Raw genomic sequence first — 19,912 nt, 5'->3', positions numbered from 1 at the left:
CTGGCTTTAACTCTTGACTCATTCGGGTTTAGCTGTTAGAATAGCATAAGTTGGTGATGCGGGCCCATAGCTCAGTTGGTCAGAGCCGACGGCTCATAACCGTCTGGTCCCAGGTTCGAGCCCTGGTGGGCCCACCAATAGAATTTATAAAGCTGAGCGTTTGCTCAGCTTTTTTGTTATATAAATATGATAAGAGGAAAAATGAAATTAACCCCAAGGCTCCAGGAAGTTGAAAATTTGGTTCCGCAGTGCCGTATTATGGCAGATATAGGAACGGATCACGCATATCTCCCATTGCATTTGCTGGAAGAAGGACGTATATCATATGCTGTCGCCTGTGATATACACAAAGGGCCTCTGGTGAAAGCAAAAGAGAATATCATCAAAGAAAACAGAGGAGATTGTGTAGAAATAAGACTGGGAGCCGGAATCGAACCGTTGAAGAATGGCGAGGTGGATGGTGTAACGATTGCCGGTATGGGCGGCTTAATGATTATTGATATATTAAAGGATTCACCGGAAAAAGCACATGCCCTTCATTGGCTGGTTCTGCAGCCCCAGAATCATGTTGCTGACTTGAAGTATTTTCTGATGAACAATGGCTTTGTGATTCAGGAAGAAAGAATGGCAATAGAAGGAGAGCGTCTTTATGAGCTTATGAAAGTGGTTCCCGGAAGACCTGAACGTGAAATTACTTTGTTTGAAGCAGAGGTAGGCGTGACCGAAGCTTATAAAAAAGATCCGCTTTTTTCTATGCATATCAGAAAACTAATTAAGAAGAGAGAGATTCTCATTCATTCAATTTCTGATGATAATCAAAATGATAGAAACAGGAAAAAGAAAGAAATCGCATTGAAAGAAAGAGAGTTGCTGGAGGGAATGTTATGAGTATTGAAGCAGAGCAGATTATTAATATCATGAACGCGTGGGCGCCTCAGAGTCTCGCAGAAAGTTGGGATCACCCGGGGCTTCAGATCGGGAACGTACATACACCTGTAAAGAAGGTATTGGTGGCTTTGGATTTAACTGCTGAAAATGCTTCCTATGCTGCTGACAATGGTGTCAATCTTATTATTTCGCATCATCCGTTTCTTTTTAAATCGCTTCATGAACTTGATTTAGGCACATATCGCGGAAAAGTCATTGAAACACTGATCAGATCATCAATTGTTTCGTTTGCAGCGCATACAAATCTTGATATTGCCAAGGGAGGAGTCAATGATGTATTGGCGGAGAAATTATCTCTAGGCGATGTATCCGGGCTTGCCCCTGCTGAAAATGGATCTGATGCGGATTCTCTTGGCAGGATTGGCATTCTTCCTCGTGTTATGGCGGGCAAAGAAGCGGTCAGCTATATCAAGGAAAAACTGGAAATGCCCGTCATCAGATACAGCGGTGATATTAATAAAGATGTGAAGAAAATAGCGATTCTTGGCGGTGCTGGAAGCGAATATATCCATGATGCTAAAAAACTTGGCGCGGATCTTTTTCTGACAGGGGATCTGAAGTATCATGAAGCCCAGCAGGCTTATGCGTCTGGTATTATTGTGGTAGATGGCGGTCATTTTTACACAGAGCATCCTGTTGTTCAAAATCTTGCAAACCGGCTGCGCAAAACGTTTGAAGAGAAGAACTGGGATATTGAAGTTGTAGAAGACCCTGTTGCAAAAGATGTTTTCAGCTACATTGGATAATCAAGCTGCTCATTTCTTCTGGCTGACTGTGACTGTATAAATAGGCATTCCTTTCTTGAATAAAGAAAATATTTATGATATACTAACTCCTACGAGCAGGAAAGATGATTGCGGGCCGAAAGGCGTGAGGAAAGTCCGAGCTTCGCAGGGCAGGATGCCGGATAACGTCCGGCGGGGGTGACCCTAGGGAAAGTGCCATAGAAAAGGAAACCGCCATCTTATGATGGTAAGGGTGGAAAGGTGCGGTAAGAGCGCACCAGGAGTCGGGAGACCGGCTGGCTTGGTAAACCCCATCCGAAGCAAGACCGAATAGGGAAGGGTTGAGGTTGCCCGCTGACCTTCCGGGTTGCGTCGCTTGAGCAGTAGAGTAATTTACTGTCTAGAAAGATAATCATCACCGCGTAAGCGGTACAGAACTCGGCTTATTGAATGCTCGCCGCAAATGAAAAGAGACTGGAACCATTTAGGATTCCAGCCTCTTTTTTTACTTGCAGCTTGAATAACAAAGCTTGATATGGAATTTCTTATTTATGTTTATTTGAAAGAGAAATAGCTTTTTCAAATGTCTTGAGAATGCTTTCAGACGGCTCTTTATCAAGCAGGCTGACAACTATGATCGAAATGGCTGAAAGGAAGAAGCCGGGAACTAATTCATAGATGCCAAACCATTCAAATTGCTTCCAGATAAGGACTGTAATTCCTCCGATAAGTACACCAGCATAGGCACCCCTTAATGTCATGCGCTTCCAATAAAGTGAGAGAAGTATTGTTGCACCGAAGCAGGCGCCAAATCCAGCCCAGGCGTAGGAAACGATTTGGAAAATATAGCTGTCTGGATCGGAACCCAGATAGACTGCTATTATAGAGACAATCAATACGCTGATGCGGCTTACTCTGATTAATGTTTTCTCTGATGCATTCTTAAAGAGAAATGCCTGGAAAAGATCTTTGGAAACTGCCGAAGACGTTACGAGCAATTGAGAGGAACTTGTACTCATAATTGCCGCAAGAATGGCTGACCATATAATGCCTGTAATAAATGGGGTCGACAGAGATTTTGCCATAATGATAAATACTCTTTCAGCATCCGCATTTTCAAGTGGAGTGCTGAGATAGGCCTTGCCGACAATACCAATGGCAATTGCAAAACCAAGGGATAATAAAACCCAAAGCATAGCAATGTGTGTAGATTTCTTTAAATCATCGGCATCGCCAATGGCCATGAATTTTACTAAAATATGAGGCTGGCCGAAATATCCAAGACTCCATCCCAGGGAGGATACCAGCATAATAAGTAATGCCGACATGTTGGTTGATGCAGGGAAGAATGAAAAGAAATCCGCTCCTTCACCTGATAATATGTCCATCGTTGGAACCGGGCCGCCTAACGCAATTGTCGCCGCAAGCGGAACGTAAATAACCGTAAAGAACATCATTGTTCCCTGAATGAAATCTGTCAATGCAACAGCAGAGAAACCACCCAGGAATGTATAGAAAACGACAACGAATGCACCGAGAAGCAATGCATGGAAATATGGGATTCCGAAAATAGTATTGAATAATCTGCCTGCTGCTACAAATCCGGATGAAGTGTATATAACGAAAAAGAGAATAATGAACACTGCGCAAATCAAGCGAAGTCCATTTTTGGTATCCTCAAAACGGTTTGAAAGGTAGTCAGGTATTGTCAGGCTGTTGTTCGCGACTTCTGTATAATTTCTTAATCGTTTTGATACAAGAAGCCAGTTTGCCCACGTACCCAGAATAAGGCCGATGCCTGTCCAGAAAGCAGATAAACCGTGCAGGTAAGCATAGCCGGGAAGTCCCATGAGCATCCATCCGCTCATGTCAGATGCTTCAGCACTCATGGAAGTCAGCCAGGGACCCAGCTTTCGATCTCCCAGAATATAAGAGGAAAGATTTTTCTGTCTTCTGGAGTAATAAAGGCCGATACTCATCATTAAAATCAAATACAGAATAAAAGCTAGTGCTATTGGCCAGCTGTTGTTGAAATCCATGTGAAAGTCCTCCTGAAACCGTTATTCTCAATTTAGTATATTTTATCATAATAAAGTATTTGAGCGGAGATGTAAAGAGAAATGAGCCAGAATAAGGATTCTTAAGTTGAAATATTTATTGAAGCGGACTTCACAGTGTAAGTAAAAATGGCCATAAAAATATCATTCCATTATATGGGGAGAATGGTAATAATCTTCATTGGAATATCTGTAAATGACAGAATGACGGCAGTAAGCCTGAATGTCAGTCGCAAGGAAATCTATAGAAAGCGCTTCCCGGCTTCTCTCATCAAGAGTCCTCATAGCTTTGGCGGCAGAGGTAATTACGGGAATTGCAATATGATGAATCAGTTCACTGCTTTCCCGGCGGAGCGCCAGAAGCCTGGCATATCTGGGGAAATCAGGCCTGACAAACGGAGACGGCTTTTGGGTACCGGATAAAAGAAGCGAAGCAGATATTCTTTTTAACTTGCTGTAAAGATAACGCTTGCTCTTGATTCCGCTTAACATCTGAGGGAAAGTCGTTTTCTCGGATTCTTTTTTCCATTTATTTTCAAGGCCTTCTGTAAAAAGTCCTGAATCGGAAAGATCGGAAATTCCCAAAGCTTTGGACATGAAAAGACATGCGTCTTCATATCGGCTGAAGTCTGTATAATTCCCGCTCTGCATTAATTTTTCAGCGTCTTCTCGTATATATGGAGGCAGTAAAGGGCTGCTTCCTGTTTCCAAAAGCTGCGATCTTGCATCAGAGGCAGAAATATTATGTTCCATATCCCGGTGCGTAATGAAAACTTCAAGATCAGGATAATACTTAGAGACTGTTTCGATATATCTCAGCCCCAAAAGATTATTAGGCTTTATCAGTTCCTGGTAAAGCTTACTCGAAAAGCTGTTTATTGCAGCAGATGCGGCACGGCTGTAGGGAAGACCGTTCTTCAATTCCTGATGGAGCCTTGCCGTGTAATCTTCTGTCTGCATCCATCTGGCAATGTCAAATAACTGATTCTTATCCAGAGATTCTGTAGAAAAAGCTATATGAGTGCATCCTAAATCATGCAGCAGGTGAACGGCGTTTTCAGAAAATGAATCGGCACTTTGCAGTACATAAAGAGCCGGATATTCAAAAACTGCATCTATGCCCGAAGAGATGCTCCAGGACGCTCTGCACCATTTATCAAATATGGCGGGCTCTCCCCGCTGTACGAATGAACCGCTCATGGCTGAAATTATACGAGCGTCCGGGAAGCTCTTTCTGATTTCTTTAATCATGGAGGCGTGTCCTGAATGAAAAGGGTTCCATTCAGCCGTAATGCCAATTACAGGATTTGTTTTCATGATGACTCCTCATCAAAATACAAGGCACCAGGGGTATATAAAAATAGCAGGTTAATGAATATATTCGATGCATATATGTTTCTCAAAATCTTCTAAGTTACGCATTTAGCGAGGCTTACATATGTTATAATATTAAAAGTATGTCAGAATAAAATCAAATGCAAGGATGTTTTACGGCATAACTGATAAATCTGCATAAAAATAAAAATATATGGAAAGTGATGAGTCATTATGGTTAAACTTCTAAAATCAAAATTATCTGCTGTCCTGATGGTTGTTTTATTGTCTGCTATAGGTCTGAGCCTTGCCGGGTGCGGGACAGAGAGCCTTGATGATGAATTTATCTTTGGGAAGAACAGGGTTCATTGCGAAAACAGTACAATTACATTATCAACGCCATTTGAAATTATTTCAGAAGGGAAACAGGTGGATCTTGTCGGCCGCGGTGAAGCGAAAGTAAGCGCTGAGGGGCATAATGAACACTTGCAGATTTTAGTTACTGGCAATCAGGTTTCCAGCGATGAAAATGAAGAAAAACTGGTGAAGGAAGCCCCGGCTATTTTACAAAACAACCCGGCTGTCAGCCGTTTGAAAGTGGAAAATAAAACCGTTTCTTTAGGCGATACTAAAGCCAAGGTTTTGAATTTTACATTTGCTGAAACCGATAAAAGCAGAACTACAGATCTAAGCGTAAGAGAATATATTTTCACTTACCAGGGTGTTGTTTGGAGAGTGATTTATCAGTACAGAACTGGTGATGCAACAGGGAAGGCCCTGGCAGACCGTGTAGAAGGAAAGATTTCAATGGGAACTAGCTTTTAATTGAATTCATTTTAGGAGAGGAGTTTTAGAAGAATGAAAGTGATTGGCGCAAGAGCGCCACTGGTACTATGTATATTCACAGGAATTTTGCTGAGCGAAGCGGTCAATCATGTGCTGACAACGGGAGCTTATTTATCTCAGTATCCGTATCTGACGCAGTCTTTTACAATTCTTAATATCGAAAATATATCGCTCAATCTGTTTATTATGCAGCTTCATTTCGGTATAAAGATTGTGCTGAATCTGATTACAGCGCTCAGCATTCTCGCATCACTGTATGTATACAAGAAACTATAAACAGAAGATTTTATAATAAGGTTCACATCGTTCCTTTCTAGTTCCCTGAATTTAAATAGTTCATTTGGTTTTTTATGGCTCTGAGGTATGGAGACAGCATGTATAAGTATACCGGCCATGCGCAGCGAAATGGAGTGTTTTTATGAAGATCAAGGATATGCGTCCGGAGGACCGGCCAAGAGAACGTTTTGCAGAGTCTACGAATGTAAGTCTTGTCGATTTGGTGTCAATTCTCATCCGCACAGGAACACGGGGGAGAGCTGTAACGGAAGTGGCTCAGGAAGTGGTAGACTTTTTAGAAGCGAAAGAGCAGGATGGTATCGACTTCTTTGATGATCTTAATTGGCGTGACTTGATTGAAGTTAATGGCATTGGAAAAGACAAGGCAGTAACGATATGTGCAGCAATAGAACTCGGGCGGAGGCTGGCGTATCGTCATAAGAAGATTGAACTTATTGATTTTAATTCACCGCAGAAAGTTTCCAGATATTTTATGGAGAAACTTCGTCATGAAACACAGGAGAAGTTTATCGTTTCATTTTTGAATGTTAAAAATAAATTACTGGGATACAAAGTAATTTCGCAGGGAAGCCTGGATGCGGTATCTGTCGATATTAAGGAAGCAATGAAGTGGGCTATCCGATATAAGGCACACGGATTAATCATTCTTCATAATCATCCATCGGGTTCACCTGAACCATCAGATGAGGATATTAACGTTACGAGGCGCTTTAAGGAAGCGGCTGAATTATTGGAAATGGAATTACTGGATCATGTCATCATAGGAGATGGCATTTACGTGAGTCTCAATGAACGGGGCTTTATCTAATTATTGATTATCTTGGAATATAGAGAAGTACGATGCTATAATATTAGGGTAGTAACGTTTATTATGAGGAGGAATTAGAATGGAAGAAATGGAAAATGGCAAAAGATACTCCGCTGAATCTAAGGGATATAATGATAAGATTTACGAAGTACGCTTCCTGCCAGTCATGGAAAGACCTGAATATCAGGAAGGTGAAACGAGAGAAGCTCTTGAAAAGCTGAAAAAAGAAATGGCAGAGAAGGATTTCGAAAAATATATAAATAATGGCTTAATCAGAGTAACTTACGACGGCAGTCATCTCATGCTGATTGCTAAGTCGGAAATTTACAGAACAATGCTGACAGGTCCGTTTTTCAATGTAATCTGCAAAGCATTTGATGTAGGAAACTTCCGTGTAGTCAGCCAGGTAAATGGTTATTAAGCTGCTTATTTTTCAGATTTGGAATAGTCCGGAATGAAGGCCGCGGGTATTGTACCCGCGGTTTTTTTGTTTGCGTGGTAAAACGGTAAAATTCTAACTGCTTAAATCATGCATGCTGATACAAGATTGACTTGATCAGCATAAGATGGTAATCTTAATAAAACGTTAATATGTAATTAATTATATTATTTTGAAGCGGGTGAAAAAATGGATTTTTTACATTTATTTAGGGCAGGCGGATTCATGATGTATCCGCTGATTATTGCATCCATTGCGGTTGTAGCTATTTTCATTGAACGATATAAGTATTATAAAAGGTGCAGATCCAATACAGAAGGTATTGCAGAATTGCTTAGGGAATGTCTGCCAAATGATAAGTTTAATGAGTTAGAAGATGCTCTGGAGAAGGATGGTGGAATTCCGGCCGCGGTCTTACTAGATGGAATCAAATGCATAAACCTGGAGGCTAATCAGAATGAATTGATAGAAGGTGCTTCATCAAAGGCTGTTGGTGAGTTAAAAAAATATTTGAATTATTTAGATACCATTGTCACACTCGCCCCCTTGATGGGGCTCCTGGGAACAGTAATAGGCATGATAGAATCCTTTAATGTGCTTTCTACGGCACAGGGGCAGCCTTTTGCAATCACTGGCGGTGTTGCAGAAGCTTTGGTATGCACTGGAACAGGCCTGTTCGTGGCAATATTATCGCTTCTAGCTTATACGTATCTTTCTCAAAGAGTCAGCGAATTCATTACTCAAATTGAATCACTGGATTCCCTGTATCTGTCCTTCGTGAAGAGAGGGTAAGAATGAAACTTGAACGATTTGATAATGAGAAAAAGCCGAAGATAATGATTATACCGATGATTGATATTATCTTTTTCCTTCTGGTCTTTTTCATGATGAGCATGCTTAGCATGGTAACCCAAAGATCGATAGGCCTAAATCTGCCGCAGGCTTCGACAGCTGTCATTGAAACGACAGAAGAACTTCCTATCAGTATCGCAGAAGACGGGACAATCTACGTAGAGAAGGAAGCTGTTTCAAAATCATCTTTCCGGCGGAGGATGGAAATTGAATTAAGCAGGAATCATGATGTCAAAGTCCTGCTTAGAGCAGATAAGAATTCCCAGCACGGAGATTTTGTTTTTGTTCTTGACCAGTTAAAAGCGCTGGGTATTCACAGGATCAGTATTGCTACAGAATCAAATTAATTGTGAAATGAAAAGAGTCAATTCATGCATAATATAAACCATAAATGGTCCAGGGCTGTTTTTGAGTCAATTCTTTTCCACGGATTCCTGTTAATGTTTTTCCTGGCAATTGGGCACTTTTTTATACCAATTCCGCCGGACAATCATCCTATAGAGGTCGATCTTGTGGATACAACCTCAGGTTCTTCAGGAGGCTCAGGACACGGGTCACCTGGCTCTAGAACAGATAAAGTAAGTGTTAATCAGGCTCCGTCCAGGGAATCGAATATTGATTCAGCACAGGACAGCAAAGCTGCTTCTTATGAAGATGATAAAGTGTATCCGGAAAATATAGAATCCGGCTCGGAAGAAGAGGCATCCACAGATGATGCTGCACAGGGTTCCGGCAATGCGGGCTCCGGTTCAGGCATTGGCAATGGCTATGGCAATGGTACAGGCTCGGGATCGGGCACCGGTTCGGGATCAGGAAATGGAACGGGCTCTGGTGATGGTTCAGGTTCGGGTACTGGAAGTGGCAACGGAGATGGCTCGGGAGATGGTATTACTGAGGGACCTCAGATTTTGTCTAAGGTTGAGCCCGCCTATCCGTCTTCCGCCAGAAAAGCCGGGATTACCGGAACGACTGTCGTTGGGTTTATAATAGAGGCTGATGGTGGCGTTTCTTCCACCTGGGTTGAGCAGTCGTCAGGGGATTCATCATTAGATAATGCTGCCGTTCAATCCGTCCAGAATTGGAGATTTGTTCCAGCTCGTAGAAATGGAATTCCGGTTGAATCAAGATCCAGAGTTCCTATAACGTTCAATTTGCGTTAAAATTTAAATCAGAGTATTTTAGTTAAAACTATTTAGGAGGAGATACTATGAAAAAGGGAAAATTATTTGGAATCGGAGTAGGTCCAGGAGATCCGGATCTTCTTACAGTGAAAGCAGTAGAAATTATTAAAAATGCGGACATTATTATTACACCGAAGACTGAGAAAAAAGATGGGTCCGTTGCATATAATATTGCCAAGAAATATATTCCGGAAAATGTTGAAATCCTGCCGATGGTATTCCAGATGAGCACTGATATGGAAGCTGTTAATGCCCAGTGGAAAGAAAATCGTAAAATCATTGCTCAAAAGCTGAATGAAGGGGAGAATTTGGTATTCCTCACTCTGGGGGATCCTATGCTGTACAGCACGTACATGTATATTTTTAACGAATTCAGAGATTCCGACGAATATTCCATTGAGACAATTCCCGGAATTCCGGCATTTTTAGGAATCGCTTCTTATATCAACCTGCCTGTGACGGAATGGGAAGAAAATGTATTGATTATTCCCGCTACCGCTTCACCGGAAAAATTTGATGCAGCACTTTCTGCCGCAGATAACGCTGTTATTATGAAGGTATATAAGAATTTTGCTTATGTACAGGAAGAATTGAGGAAACATCATATGATGAAGAGATCTGTCATGGTTTCCCGTGCAGGACTTCCTGATGAAATTATCCAGAGAGACTTGGATAGTCTGCCGGCTGATTATAAGCCTAATTATCTTAGTACAATTATTGCGAAGAGAGATGAGGACTAATGACAGCATTTAACCGTCCCAGGCTGGTGATTGCAGGCACTAACAGCGGTGTCGGAAAAACAACGATTGTAGTAGGCCTTTTAGCGGCTCTTCGTCAAAAAGGACTTCTTGTCCAGCCGTTCAAGGTAGGACCGGATTACATCGATCCGGGATTCCATTCGAAGGCAGCTGGCCGCGATTCCTATAATCTTGACACTTGGATGGTTCCGGAAGAATATCTCCAGGAAAACTTCACGAAGTTGTCAGACGGGGCTGATATCTCGATTATAGAAGGAGTTATGGGACTGTATGATGGCGGAGCTAATGGAGTAAGTTCTACTGCCGATATAGCAAAGAGACTTAAGGCTCCGATCATTCTTGTTCTGGACTGCAAATCGGTCGGGTACAGCATTGCTGCCACAGCATTAGGATTCAGAGAATATGACAAGACAGCAAATATCGCCGGTGTTATTTTAAACAAACTGGGATCTGACAGGCATGAGGCCATGGTCAGGGAGGTTATGGAAAAAATAAATATGCCGGTTGTCGGTGCATTCCACAGAGATGATCATCTTAAAACGCCGGAAAGGCATCTTGGCCTGACACCGGTTACTGAAATTGAGACGAGCCATCTGATTGAAGATATCGGAAAGGCGGCCAGTCAATATATTGATATTGATCAGATTCTTGCTATCGCCAATTCTTCACCGGATCTTGACATTGATGATGATAAGAATGCAGAAGAAAACCATAAAATTGTGAAAATCGGAGTTGCCAGGGATGCAGCATTTTCGTTTTATTATCCATCCAGCTTAGAAAAATTAGAAAGCATGGGTGCGGAACTGGTCGATTTCAGCCCGCTGGAAGACAGCAGTATTCCCGATGTTGACGGACTGATTTTTGGCGGTGGTTTCCCGGAAATGTTCTTGGAAAAACTTCAGGAAAATGAAAACATGAAGCAGTCGATCAGAGAGGCTGCAGCAAAGGGGATGCCTATTTACGCAGAATGCGGCGGTTTGATGTATTTGTGCCGTCAAATTGTTGATTTTGATGGAAATGCTTTTAATACAACAGGCATTATCCCTGGGGTCTGCAAAATGGGCAAGAACCTTCAGCGGGTAGGCTATGTGACTGCCACAGCTCTTAAAGACAGTATAGCTGCCAGGAAGGGCGATCAGTTGAGGGGACATGAATTCCACTTCTCGATGATCGTCAAAGAAGAGGATTATCCGGATGCATATGAACTTCAGGGAACGCGCCAGAGTACTCCGCATTTGGAGGGCTACAGCAAGGATAATGTTCTTGCAAGCTATCTTCACATTTCTTTCGAGGGAAATCCTAAAGCGGCCGATCATTTTATAAAATCATGCTTATCTTATAAAAAGTCGCGTTTGTAAAAGCTGGTTCATGTACGAAATATATGAAATTGATAATAATCAATTTAGAGGAGGATATATGGAAAACAAGGGACTTATACTTATTAATACAGGGAACGGCAAAGGGAAAACGACAGCTGCTCTCGGAACTGCCATCCGTGCATGGGGAGATGGACAAAAGGTTTTGATTCTCCAGTTTATCAAGGGCGGTTGGAAGTATGGAGAGCTCAATGCTGTCAAGGCTTTAAATGAGGTGGATCAGCGGATTGAGATACGCCAGATGGGAGATGGATTTGTCTTCCATAACAGGGAAGAGGATGAAGAAACTTTCCAGAAGAAAAAAGCTTTGGCTAAAGAAGGCTGGGACATGGTGTGCCGGGAATTTGAAAGCGACCATTGGGACTTAATCGTCCTGGACGAGATCAATTATGCAATTCATTTCGGGATGCTAAATGTGGATGAAGTTCTGGAATTATTGAACCATAAGCCTGCCCGGCTGAACGTCATTCTTACCGGACGGTATGCTGAGCCCAAACTTATAGAAGCTGCCGATACCGTTACGGAAATGACTTTGATCAAGCATGCGTTCCAAAAGGGAATCCGAGCCCGGAAAGGAATTGAATTCTAAATTATTCTGTGAAATTCATTAGATCCGTACTAATAAAAATCAATTAAAAATCAATATAATACTTTACGGATTTTAAACTGAGGCAGCGAAATCTGGCAATATCAGTTATCTTCTTTACATGTTTGTACTGGCATGATAAAATTTTGAAAGTTGTAGGTACATTTGTTTATTCAATGAGGGATGTATATGGCACTTTATGTAAAGAAATTCGGAGGAAGTTCAGTCGCGACTCCGGAAAAAATGCTTAATATAGCAAATCGTGTGCTTCGTGACAGGAAACCTGGTGATAAAATCGTTATTGTTGTTTCCGCTATGGGTGACAGCACGGATGATTTATTAGATTTGGCAGCAAAGGTTTCTGATGTGAACTATGCCAGAGAACGGGATATGCTTCTCTCTACAGGTGAACAAGTGTCAATTGCATTAATGGCAATGACATTTAAGAAACTCGGGGTTCCCGCTATCTCCTTAACTGGCCCGCAGGCAGGCATAGTTGCAGGCGGCGGTTATGGGAAAGCTACGATTGACGACGTCAAACCGGATAGAGTGTTTAAAGAACTGGAAGCCGGCAATATAGTGATTGTCGCAGGATTCCAGGGAATGATGCCAAATGGTGATATTGCTACATTAGGCAGAGGCGGAAGCGATGCTACTGCCGTTGCACTCGCCGGGGCCATGCATGCCGATATGTGCGAGATTTTCACAGATGTTGACGGTGTATACTCTGCAGATCCGAGACATGTGACCGGAACTATAAAAATGAAGGAAATTACCAACACTGAGATGCTTGAAATGGCAAGGCTTGGTGCTGGAGTCATGCAGCCGAGAAGCGTAGAGCTGGGAATGAAATATCACATTCCGATTCATGTAAGATCTACGTTTTCAGATGAAGAAGGCACCATAATTCGGGAGGTATGTACAATGGAAACCAGAGATGACACCGTAAGAGGCGTAGCACAAGACGCTCATGCTGCAAGGATTGCTGTTCTTGGGTTAAGAAATATTCCAGGAGTTGCTTACAAAATTTTCTCTGTACTGGCAGAAAACAATATCACTGTAGACATGATTGTTCAAAGTGTCAGAAATTCTAACGATGATAAAACAGATATCATTTTCACCATTGACGACTCCGATCTTTCTGACGCAAAGAGAGTTTTGGATGCAATGAGAGATGAAGGAAAAGTCGAAGAAGTAATTTATGATGATGATACAGCAAAGGTATCCGTTGTTGGCGCCGGAATGCTTGGCCGTCCAGGCGTTGCTGCCCGTATGTTTGGCGCTTTGGGCCGTGCAGGTGTCAATATTGATATTGTAAGTACTTCAGAAATCAGTATTTCCTGCCTTATTTTGCGCAAGGATCTTGATAAAGCGGTACAGGCTATTCATGATGAATTCTTCCCTGCAGGAGAAGGCAGATAAACTGTTCCATTAATAGACAAAAGCACAGGTCTCGTCCCTGCGCTTTTTCTATTTATGAGTTTATGCCAATTATTCGCTTTATAATACGATATTTATGAGTTTTTGATTTAAGGAGAAGCCTATGAAATTCAATAATGGAGATATAATACACGGTTTCCGTGTTACAAATCTGTCACATATACAGGAAGTGGATTCAGATGCATATTTGATGCAGCATGAGAAGAGCGGAGCCAGACTTCTCTATCTCGCAAATAACGATGATAACAAGGTTTTCTTTATCAGCTTCCGCACAACGCCGGATAATTCCAAGGGGACTCCGCATATTATGGAACACTCCACACTCTGCGGTTCCAGAAAGTTTCCTCTTAAGGAACCATTCGTAGAACTGGCCAAAGGATCTTTAAATACATTTTTAAATGCTATAACCTGGCCGGATAAAACGATGTACCCGATTGCCAGCAGAAATGATAAGGACTTCCATAACCTCATGGATGTTTATCTGGATGCCGTTTTCTATCCTGACTGCCTTAAAAACCCACAGATCCTTATGCAGGAAGGCTGGCATTACGAATTGGATAATGTGGATGCGCCGTTGACCTATAATGGCGTTGTTTATAATGAAATGAAGGGCGCTCTTTCATCTCCGGAAGCAATCATGGAAGACAAGGCGATGGAGGAATTGTTCCCTGATACGACATACGGAGTAGAATCCGGCGGGGATCCTGAAGTCATTCCTACGTTATCCTTCAGAGAGTTCAGTGAATTCCATCGCAGATTCTATCATCCATCCAACAGCTATATCTACCTTTACGGCGACATGGATATCGATGAAACACTGAAGTTCATCGATGAAGAATATCTGAGCCATTTTGATGCAAGGAATGTTGATTCCGCCGTCAAAACTCAATCTCCGCTTCCGAAAAGAAAGATTGTCGAAGCGCCATTCGGCATTTCTGAAAATGAAAGCCTTGAAAAGAAAACAATACATGCCTTATATATTGCACTTAATGACCATATAACTACGGAAGAGTCTCTTGCATTCAAAATTCTGAGCTATGTGCTGGTAGATATGGATGGAGCTCCATTAAAGAAAGCAGTTTTGGACGCAGGAATCGGGAATGATGTATCCAGTGCGTATGGAGACAGCTATAAACAGCCGGTATGGACAATCGAAGTAACTGGCTCAGAAATTGATAAGAGAGAGAAGTTCATTTCAACTGTCGATCTCGTCTTAAGGAATCTTGCCCTCGAGGGAATTGACAGGAATATGCTTGAAGCAGCACTTAACCGTACAGAGTTCATCCTGCGTGAGAATGATTTCCAGGGAAAACCGAAAGGACTTCTGTATGGAGTAAGAGCAATGGATCTCTGGCTGTATGACAGAGACCCCATGCAGGCTCTTAAGTACATTGATGATATCAAGGAACTTAGAAATAATCTGGATAAAGGATATTTTGAAAATCTGCTTTTAAAATACGTTATCAAGAACACGCACCAGGTACTGATTACAATGAAACCTGAACGTGGCTTGACAGAAAAGAAAAATAAAGAGACAGAAGAGAAACTGGCTGCTTTCAAGAGCAGTCTCTCCCACGAACAGCTTGAAGAAATCATTGAATCGACAAAAGCCTTGAAGGAAAGACAGGCTTCGATGGAAACGGAAGAAGCTTTAAAGACAATACCGCTTCTTTCAAGAAAAGATCTTAAACGTGAAATCGAAGATGACAGCCTTATTGAAGAAGACTTGAATGGTATCCGTCATTTCCATTATGAAGTCAACACAATGGGAATCACTTATTTAAATATCTTCTTTACACTGTACGGGCTGAAGGAAGAAGATATCCCGTATGCTAATCTGCTGACGTCAATATTATGCAGTATGAATACCGATAAACATAGCTATATTGAGTTATCCAGACTGTCCAATGCTTATACAGGAGGACTTGGATTTAATGTCAGTGCATACGGAAAGTATGATAATTCTGCAGATTATACCCCTGTTTTTGCCATCCGTGGAAAAGCTCTGACGTCGAATGTCGATAAGCTGATGGGACTCATTGGTGAAGTTCTCAGCCATACTTCTTTCGAAGATACCGCAAGATTGAAAGAAATCCTTCTTCAGGAAAAATCGGAATGGGATATGAGCGTGTTCAGCCGTGGAAGCTCACTGGTTATGACAAGGCTTTCTTCCTATTTCTCTAAAGCGGGTGCATTTGCTGAACAGCTTGGATTGAGTTACTACTATTTCCTGTCAGACTTGGTTCGTGATTTTGATGCAAATTCTGATGAGATTGTCCGCAGGCTGGCAGAAGTTGCAAAGATTATTTTTGCAAAATCAAATCTGTTTATAGAAACGATTGGCAGGTCTGGTGAAGTAAGCGCGGTCAAAGATCATTTATATGAAATTGCTGATGATCTGCCGGTGGGAAATACATATCAGAAGCATACCTTTGATTTTGCCGAAGGAAACAGGAACGAAGCATTCTTAACTTCCGGAAAAGTCCAGTATGTTGGTGAAGGCGGGGATTTCCGCAAATACGGATTCAATTATACTGGCGCACTCCGGGTTATGGAAACCATTCTGCGCTATGAATATTTATGGAAAAAGGTTCGCGTCCAGGGCGGAGCGTATGGAGCATTTACCCAGTTTTTAAGTGATGGTACTGCGATTTTATGCTCTTACAGAGATCCGAACTTGAAACAGACACTTGAAACGTACAAGAACCTTCCTGAATATATCCGGACACTCGAATTATCAGACAGGGAAATGACAAAATACGTAATTGGCACTATGGCTGCAGATGAAATACAGCTTACCCCGTCAATGAAGGGTGAACGCGCAATGCTTCATTATTTGAACGGCAATTCTGTTGAAAACCGCAGAAAAGTCAATGATGAAATCATCAACTGCACAGTTGAAGATATTAGGAAACTTGCGCCTTTGCTCCAGAGCGTTATTGATCACTCCAGTATCTGCGTAATGGGAAATGAAGAAAAGATTCATCAGGACGCAGATGTATTTGATAAAATCCTGTCCCTTCCAGACTAATCATATGCAGGTAAGAACGAGATTTGCTCCGAGCCCGACCGGTTTCATGCATTTGGGAAATATCTGGATTGCACTCTTGAACTGGTTGTGGACCCGGCAGAATAAGGGCAAAATTGTTTTAAGGATTGAAGATATAGATACGCAAAGAAGCAAGCCTTCATATATACGGGGGATTTTAGATGATCTTTCCTGGCTGGGACTTGATTTTGACGAGGGACCTGGCCAGAACTGCTCTTATGGAGATACAATACAGAGCCAGCGTACATATCTCTATGAGGAGACCTGCAGGGATCTTCTGAAGCAGGGGGAGTTGTATCCTTGCTTCTGCTCCCGCGCAAGGCTTCACGCAATCAGTTCAGCACCTCATGCTAATGAGGCAGTATCCTCGTATGATGGTCATTGCAGAAATTTGACAGAACAGGAGAGAGCCGCCCAGACAAAGACCCCTTCTCTTAGATTTAAGGTGGATGATTGCAGGGTAGAATTTACGGATCTGCTGAAAGGAAAGCAATCAAAACATTTAAGAGCCGGCTTTGATGATTTTGTTGTAAAAAGAGCTGACGGGATGTTTGCTTATCAGCTTGCTGTTTCACAAGATGATGGCGCCATGGGAATCACTCATGTGTTTCGGGGAAACGATTTAATGGATTCCACCTTTTATCAAATCCTTTTGATGCGTAAAATGGGATACACTCCTCCGGCATATGCACACCTGCCGCTTTTAGTCGATCAGCAGGGAATCCGCCTTTCTAAAAGGCAGCATGGGATTTCTGTTAAAGAATTAAGAGAAAGCGGTACTACAGCAGAAGAAATCATAGGATTTTTACTGTATCTGGCGGGGGGAACCGGTCACAAGTGCAGGATGTCCGCTTCTGAGGCTCTGCGGAATATCGATTTTAAAACTTGCAGAAATCTCACAAAAGATTCAATAACAGTTCCCTTTTAAAAAATGAATATTTTTGGATAAACGTATTTTTAGGATGCAACAGCAAAAAGCTGCTGCATCTTTTTTTATGCAATTCATCATAAAAGTGGAAATTTGATGAGGTAATCCGGAAATTAATATCAAAACTGATAATGGCACCGGTGAATTGCTTCAGAAGAATCAGTTATTCATGCAGGTGGAAGGACCAGCGTTTGGCTTGCCCGGTAATTTATTTTCTGCATGAGTCAAATGCCGCATATGATGCAGCTGTCTTATATTATTTGCATATTATGAACATTTTAATTGTGTAAAAGTGGGGATTTGTGGTAGAATGTGGGTAAATATGGGGGAGGTGGAAGAGAATATGTTCATGAATGAATACTCACATACGATTGATTCAAAAGGACGTATGATTCTTCCTACCAAATTTAGAGAAGAACTTGGCAATGTTTTTATCCTGGCCCCCGGATTGGATCAGTGCTTATGCATATATCCAAAAGAAAAATGGGATTCGTTAATAGCAAAGCTGCAGAAACTCCCATTTACAAATCAGAAAGTAAGAAAAATTATGCGCCATTTGATTGGCAGAGGTACTGAAGTATCTTGTGACAGGCAGGGACGCATTTTAATTCCGTCGCATCTACGTGAATTTGCTCAGTTGAAAAAGGATGTCTGCATCATAGGAACCGGGGCAATTATAGAGATTTGGGATCCGGAATTGCTGGATGCGGACGAAAACGGAGAAGAATCTGTTGCTGAGATTGCTGATTCTTTGGATCTGCCACTGAATTTCGATCTCTAATGAAGCAGAAAAGGAGTTTATGATGGAGTTTCAACATGTTACTGTCCTGCTCAATGAGATGATCAATCTGATAGTAACGGACCCTCAAGGTATATACGTTGACTGCACCCTTGGCGGCGGCGGCCATTCGCTGGCATTGATAGAACGGCTTTCGTCAGACGGCCTTTTAATCGGGGTCGATCAGGATGAAGAAGCGATAGAAGCAGCCGGCGAAAGACTGAAAGGTGCCAAGTGCAGTGTAAAACTGGTTCATGATAATTTTTCGAATATAAATGACATATTAGATAATCTGGGGATTTCTAAAGTCAATGGTTTTGTGTTTGATCTCGGTGTATCTTCGCACCAGCTCGATGACGGTTCACGTGGTTTTTCCTACATGAATAACGGGCACCTGGATATGAGGATGAATCAGGACAATCCCTTGACTGCTTATGAAGTAGTCAATACTTACGAGCAGAGTCAGCTGAAAAAAATCATATGGGAATATGGGGAAGAGCGCTGGGCAAATAGAATCGCTGAGTTTATATGCAAATTCAGGGAAGAAAAACCGATTGAAACGACAGAGGAACTGGTCAATATCATCAAGGCTGCCATTCCAGCAAATGCCAGACGGACAGGGCCTCATCCGGCCAAAAGAACATTTCAGGCCATTCGAATAGAAGTCAATAATGAATTAGGAATATTGAAACAGACAATGGAAGACTGTGTGGAACATCTTTTACCAGGGGGAAGATTAGGTGTTATCACATTCCAGTCACTTGAAGACAGAATTATAAAAAGAACTTTCAAAGATATGGAGAGAGGATGCATTTGTCCTCCGGATCTGCCTGTTTGTGTTTGCGGGCATAAGGCTGTTGTCAAATCGGTTTCGAAGGCAATTAAGCCGTCAAAGGAAGAACTTGAACATAATCCGCGTGCAAGAAGTGCTGTTTTAAGAGTTGTTGAAAAGTTAGAGGACAAGTAGTTTTCTTACGCATTGTTCTTGATGCGTTGTTTTTACGGGGGAGAGATGTACTATGTTATATCAAAATGCGCAAATGGTCAGATTTGGTTATACTGCAGCTGCCGATTATTCTGTAAGTGATGCAGGTATAGGGCGCAGCAGTGAACGTGATACATTATTCTCCCTTCAGATAAAAAGAGTTTTCTATGCAGCATTGATGATGATCATGCCGGTTGTTCTTATGCTGTTCCTCCAGGGGATCAATGCGCAGGAAGAACATGTGATGCTTGAATCTCGCAGTGCTGTTATGGAAATGACAAAAAGCAATGCAGTTTTAAAGCTGGAAGTATCAAAACTTGAAGCTCCTGTCAGAATACAGAAAATTGCGGAATTAAATCTGGGAATGAGACTTGCCTGCGCATGCACTTTACGGTCACGAAGACGGTGTTGAAGTGCGCCAGGGCTGAATGCAGCAAGAGATAGTTGAAATCCCATGATAACCAAGCAATTCCAAAGGTTGCCAGGAGAGCTAAATTTAATAATCCTAGCACAATAGCGGCCTTTTAATAAGGCCGCTATTGTGC

The 19,912-nt window shown here is 42.0% G+C and carries 20 protein-coding genes, 1 tRNA gene and 1 other RNA gene; 20 read left to right on the top strand and 2 right to left on the bottom strand.

All coding sequences use genetic code 11. The annotated features are described in order from the left end of the window. Positions 1 to 60: 60 nt before the first annotated feature. The 4 genes from OIM03_06705 (at position 61) to rnpB (ending at position 2,134) form a co-directional block, all read left to right on the top strand. Positions 61 to 137 (top strand) — tRNA-Ile (locus OIM03_06705). 64 nt (positions 138 to 201) lie between these two features. Continuing rightward, positions 202 to 888, top strand: coding sequence for a class I SAM-dependent methyltransferase (locus OIM03_06700; protein HJI73964.1), 687 nt, complete (start codon positions 202 to 204; stop codon positions 886 to 888). After that, complete coding sequence (locus OIM03_06695; GenBank protein ID HJI73963.1) at positions 885 to 1,694, top strand: Nif3-like dinuclear metal center hexameric protein; 810 nt, start codon at positions 885 to 887, stop codon at positions 1,692 to 1,694. The genes OIM03_06700 and OIM03_06695 overlap by 4 nt, the downstream gene beginning before the upstream one ends. Before the next feature lie 92 nt (positions 1,695 to 1,786). Beyond that, positions 1,787 to 2,134: RNase P RNA component class A (gene rnpB / locus OIM03_06690), an RNA gene on the top strand. An 84-nt stretch (positions 2,135 to 2,218) separates the two neighbouring features. Here rnpB and putP read toward each other — a convergent pair. Together putP and OIM03_06680 are read right to left on the bottom strand one after the other, a co-directional pair. Next, entirely contained in the window at positions 2,219 to 3,712 is a 1,494-nt protein-coding gene (gene putP, locus OIM03_06685) for a sodium/proline symporter PutP (GenBank protein ID HJI73962.1), read from the bottom strand. Between the two features lie 162 nt (positions 3,713 to 3,874). Next, positions 3,875 to 5,047 (bottom strand): nucleotidyltransferase family protein, encoded by a 1,173-nt coding sequence (locus OIM03_06680; GenBank protein ID HJI73961.1) that lies wholly within the window; start codon positions 5,045 to 5,047, stop codon positions 3,875 to 3,877. A gap of 231 nt (positions 5,048 to 5,278) precedes the next feature. Between OIM03_06680 and OIM03_06675 the strand changes: the two genes are divergently transcribed. From OIM03_06675 to OIM03_06600, 16 genes are all read left to right on the top strand, one after another. Continuing rightward, positions 5,279 to 5,869, top strand: a complete 591-nt coding sequence (locus tag OIM03_06675) for a hypothetical protein (GenBank protein ID HJI73960.1) — start codon at positions 5,279 to 5,281, stop codon at positions 5,867 to 5,869. A gap of 33 nt (positions 5,870 to 5,902) precedes the next feature. Then, positions 5,903 to 6,166, top strand: coding sequence for a DUF4321 domain-containing protein (locus tag OIM03_06670; GenBank protein HJI73959.1), 264 nt, complete (start codon positions 5,903 to 5,905; stop codon positions 6,164 to 6,166). Between the two features lie 142 nt (positions 6,167 to 6,308). Continuing rightward, entirely contained in the window at positions 6,309 to 6,995 is a 687-nt protein-coding gene (gene radC, locus OIM03_06665; protein ID HJI73958.1) for a DNA repair protein RadC, read from the top strand. 79 nt (positions 6,996 to 7,074) lie between these two features. Continuing rightward, positions 7,075 to 7,416, top strand: a complete 342-nt coding sequence (locus OIM03_06660) for a hypothetical protein (protein ID HJI73957.1) — start codon at positions 7,075 to 7,077, stop codon at positions 7,414 to 7,416. Between the two features lie 207 nt (positions 7,417 to 7,623). Continuing rightward, complete coding sequence (locus tag OIM03_06655) at positions 7,624 to 8,226, top strand: MotA/TolQ/ExbB proton channel family protein (protein ID HJI73956.1); 603 nt, start codon at positions 7,624 to 7,626, stop codon at positions 8,224 to 8,226. Positions 8,227 to 8,228: 2 nt separating this feature from the next. Then, entirely contained in the window at positions 8,229 to 8,633 is a 405-nt protein-coding gene (locus OIM03_06650; protein ID HJI73955.1) for a biopolymer transporter ExbD, read from the top strand. Between the two features lie 24 nt (positions 8,634 to 8,657). Further along, a complete protein-coding gene (locus OIM03_06645) occupies positions 8,658 to 9,446 on the top strand; it encodes an energy transducer TonB (protein ID HJI73954.1) in 789 nt (262 codons plus the stop codon). Positions 9,447 to 9,493: 47 nt separating this feature from the next. Then, complete coding sequence (gene cobI / locus OIM03_06640) at positions 9,494 to 10,207, top strand: precorrin-2 C(20)-methyltransferase (GenBank protein ID HJI73953.1); 714 nt, start codon at positions 9,494 to 9,496, stop codon at positions 10,205 to 10,207. Then, entirely contained in the window at positions 10,207 to 11,583 is a 1,377-nt protein-coding gene (locus tag OIM03_06635; GenBank protein ID HJI73952.1) for a cobyrinate a,c-diamide synthase, read from the top strand. Before cobI ends, OIM03_06635 begins: the two co-directional genes overlap by 1 nt. A 58-nt stretch (positions 11,584 to 11,641) precedes the next feature. Continuing rightward, on the top strand, positions 11,642 to 12,190 hold the full coding sequence (gene cobO / locus OIM03_06630) for a cob(I)yrinic acid a,c-diamide adenosyltransferase (protein HJI73951.1): 549 nt from the start codon (positions 11,642 to 11,644) through the stop codon (positions 12,188 to 12,190). Positions 12,191 to 12,376: 186 nt separating this feature from the next. Further along, positions 12,377 to 13,609, top strand: a complete 1,233-nt coding sequence (locus tag OIM03_06625; protein ID HJI73950.1) for an aspartate kinase — start codon at positions 12,377 to 12,379, stop codon at positions 13,607 to 13,609. Positions 13,610 to 13,730: 121 nt separating this feature from the next. Beyond that, a complete protein-coding gene (locus tag OIM03_06620; GenBank protein ID HJI73949.1) occupies positions 13,731 to 16,658 on the top strand; it encodes an insulinase family protein in 2,928 nt (975 codons plus the stop codon). Positions 16,659 to 16,662: 4 nt separating this feature from the next. Next, positions 16,663 to 17,604 carry a tRNA glutamyl-Q(34) synthetase GluQRS gene (gene gluQRS, locus OIM03_06615; protein HJI73948.1) on the top strand — a complete coding sequence of 314 codons (942 nt, stop codon included), beginning with the start codon at positions 16,663 to 16,665 and terminating at the stop codon, positions 17,602 to 17,604. Between the two features lie 349 nt (positions 17,605 to 17,953). Beyond that, entirely contained in the window at positions 17,954 to 18,385 is a 432-nt protein-coding gene (gene mraZ, locus OIM03_06610; protein ID HJI73947.1) for a division/cell wall cluster transcriptional repressor MraZ, read from the top strand. Positions 18,386 to 18,407: 22 nt separating this feature from the next. Continuing rightward, complete coding sequence (gene rsmH / locus OIM03_06605; protein ID HJI73946.1) at positions 18,408 to 19,349, top strand: 16S rRNA (cytosine(1402)-N(4))-methyltransferase RsmH; 942 nt, start codon at positions 18,408 to 18,410, stop codon at positions 19,347 to 19,349. Between the two features lie 52 nt (positions 19,350 to 19,401). Beyond that, entirely contained in the window at positions 19,402 to 19,779 is a 378-nt protein-coding gene (locus OIM03_06600; GenBank protein ID HJI73945.1) for a hypothetical protein, read from the top strand. Positions 19,780 to 19,912 lie beyond the last annotated feature (133 nt).

The sequence above is a fragment of the Veillonellaceae bacterium genome, from assembly GCA_025992895.1.
Taxonomy (GTDB): Bacteria; Bacillota; Negativicutes; order Veillonellales; family Dialisteraceae; genus Dialister.
Note: the sequence above shows the minus strand (reverse complement) of the source record. Positions and strands in the feature narration are given on the sequence as shown.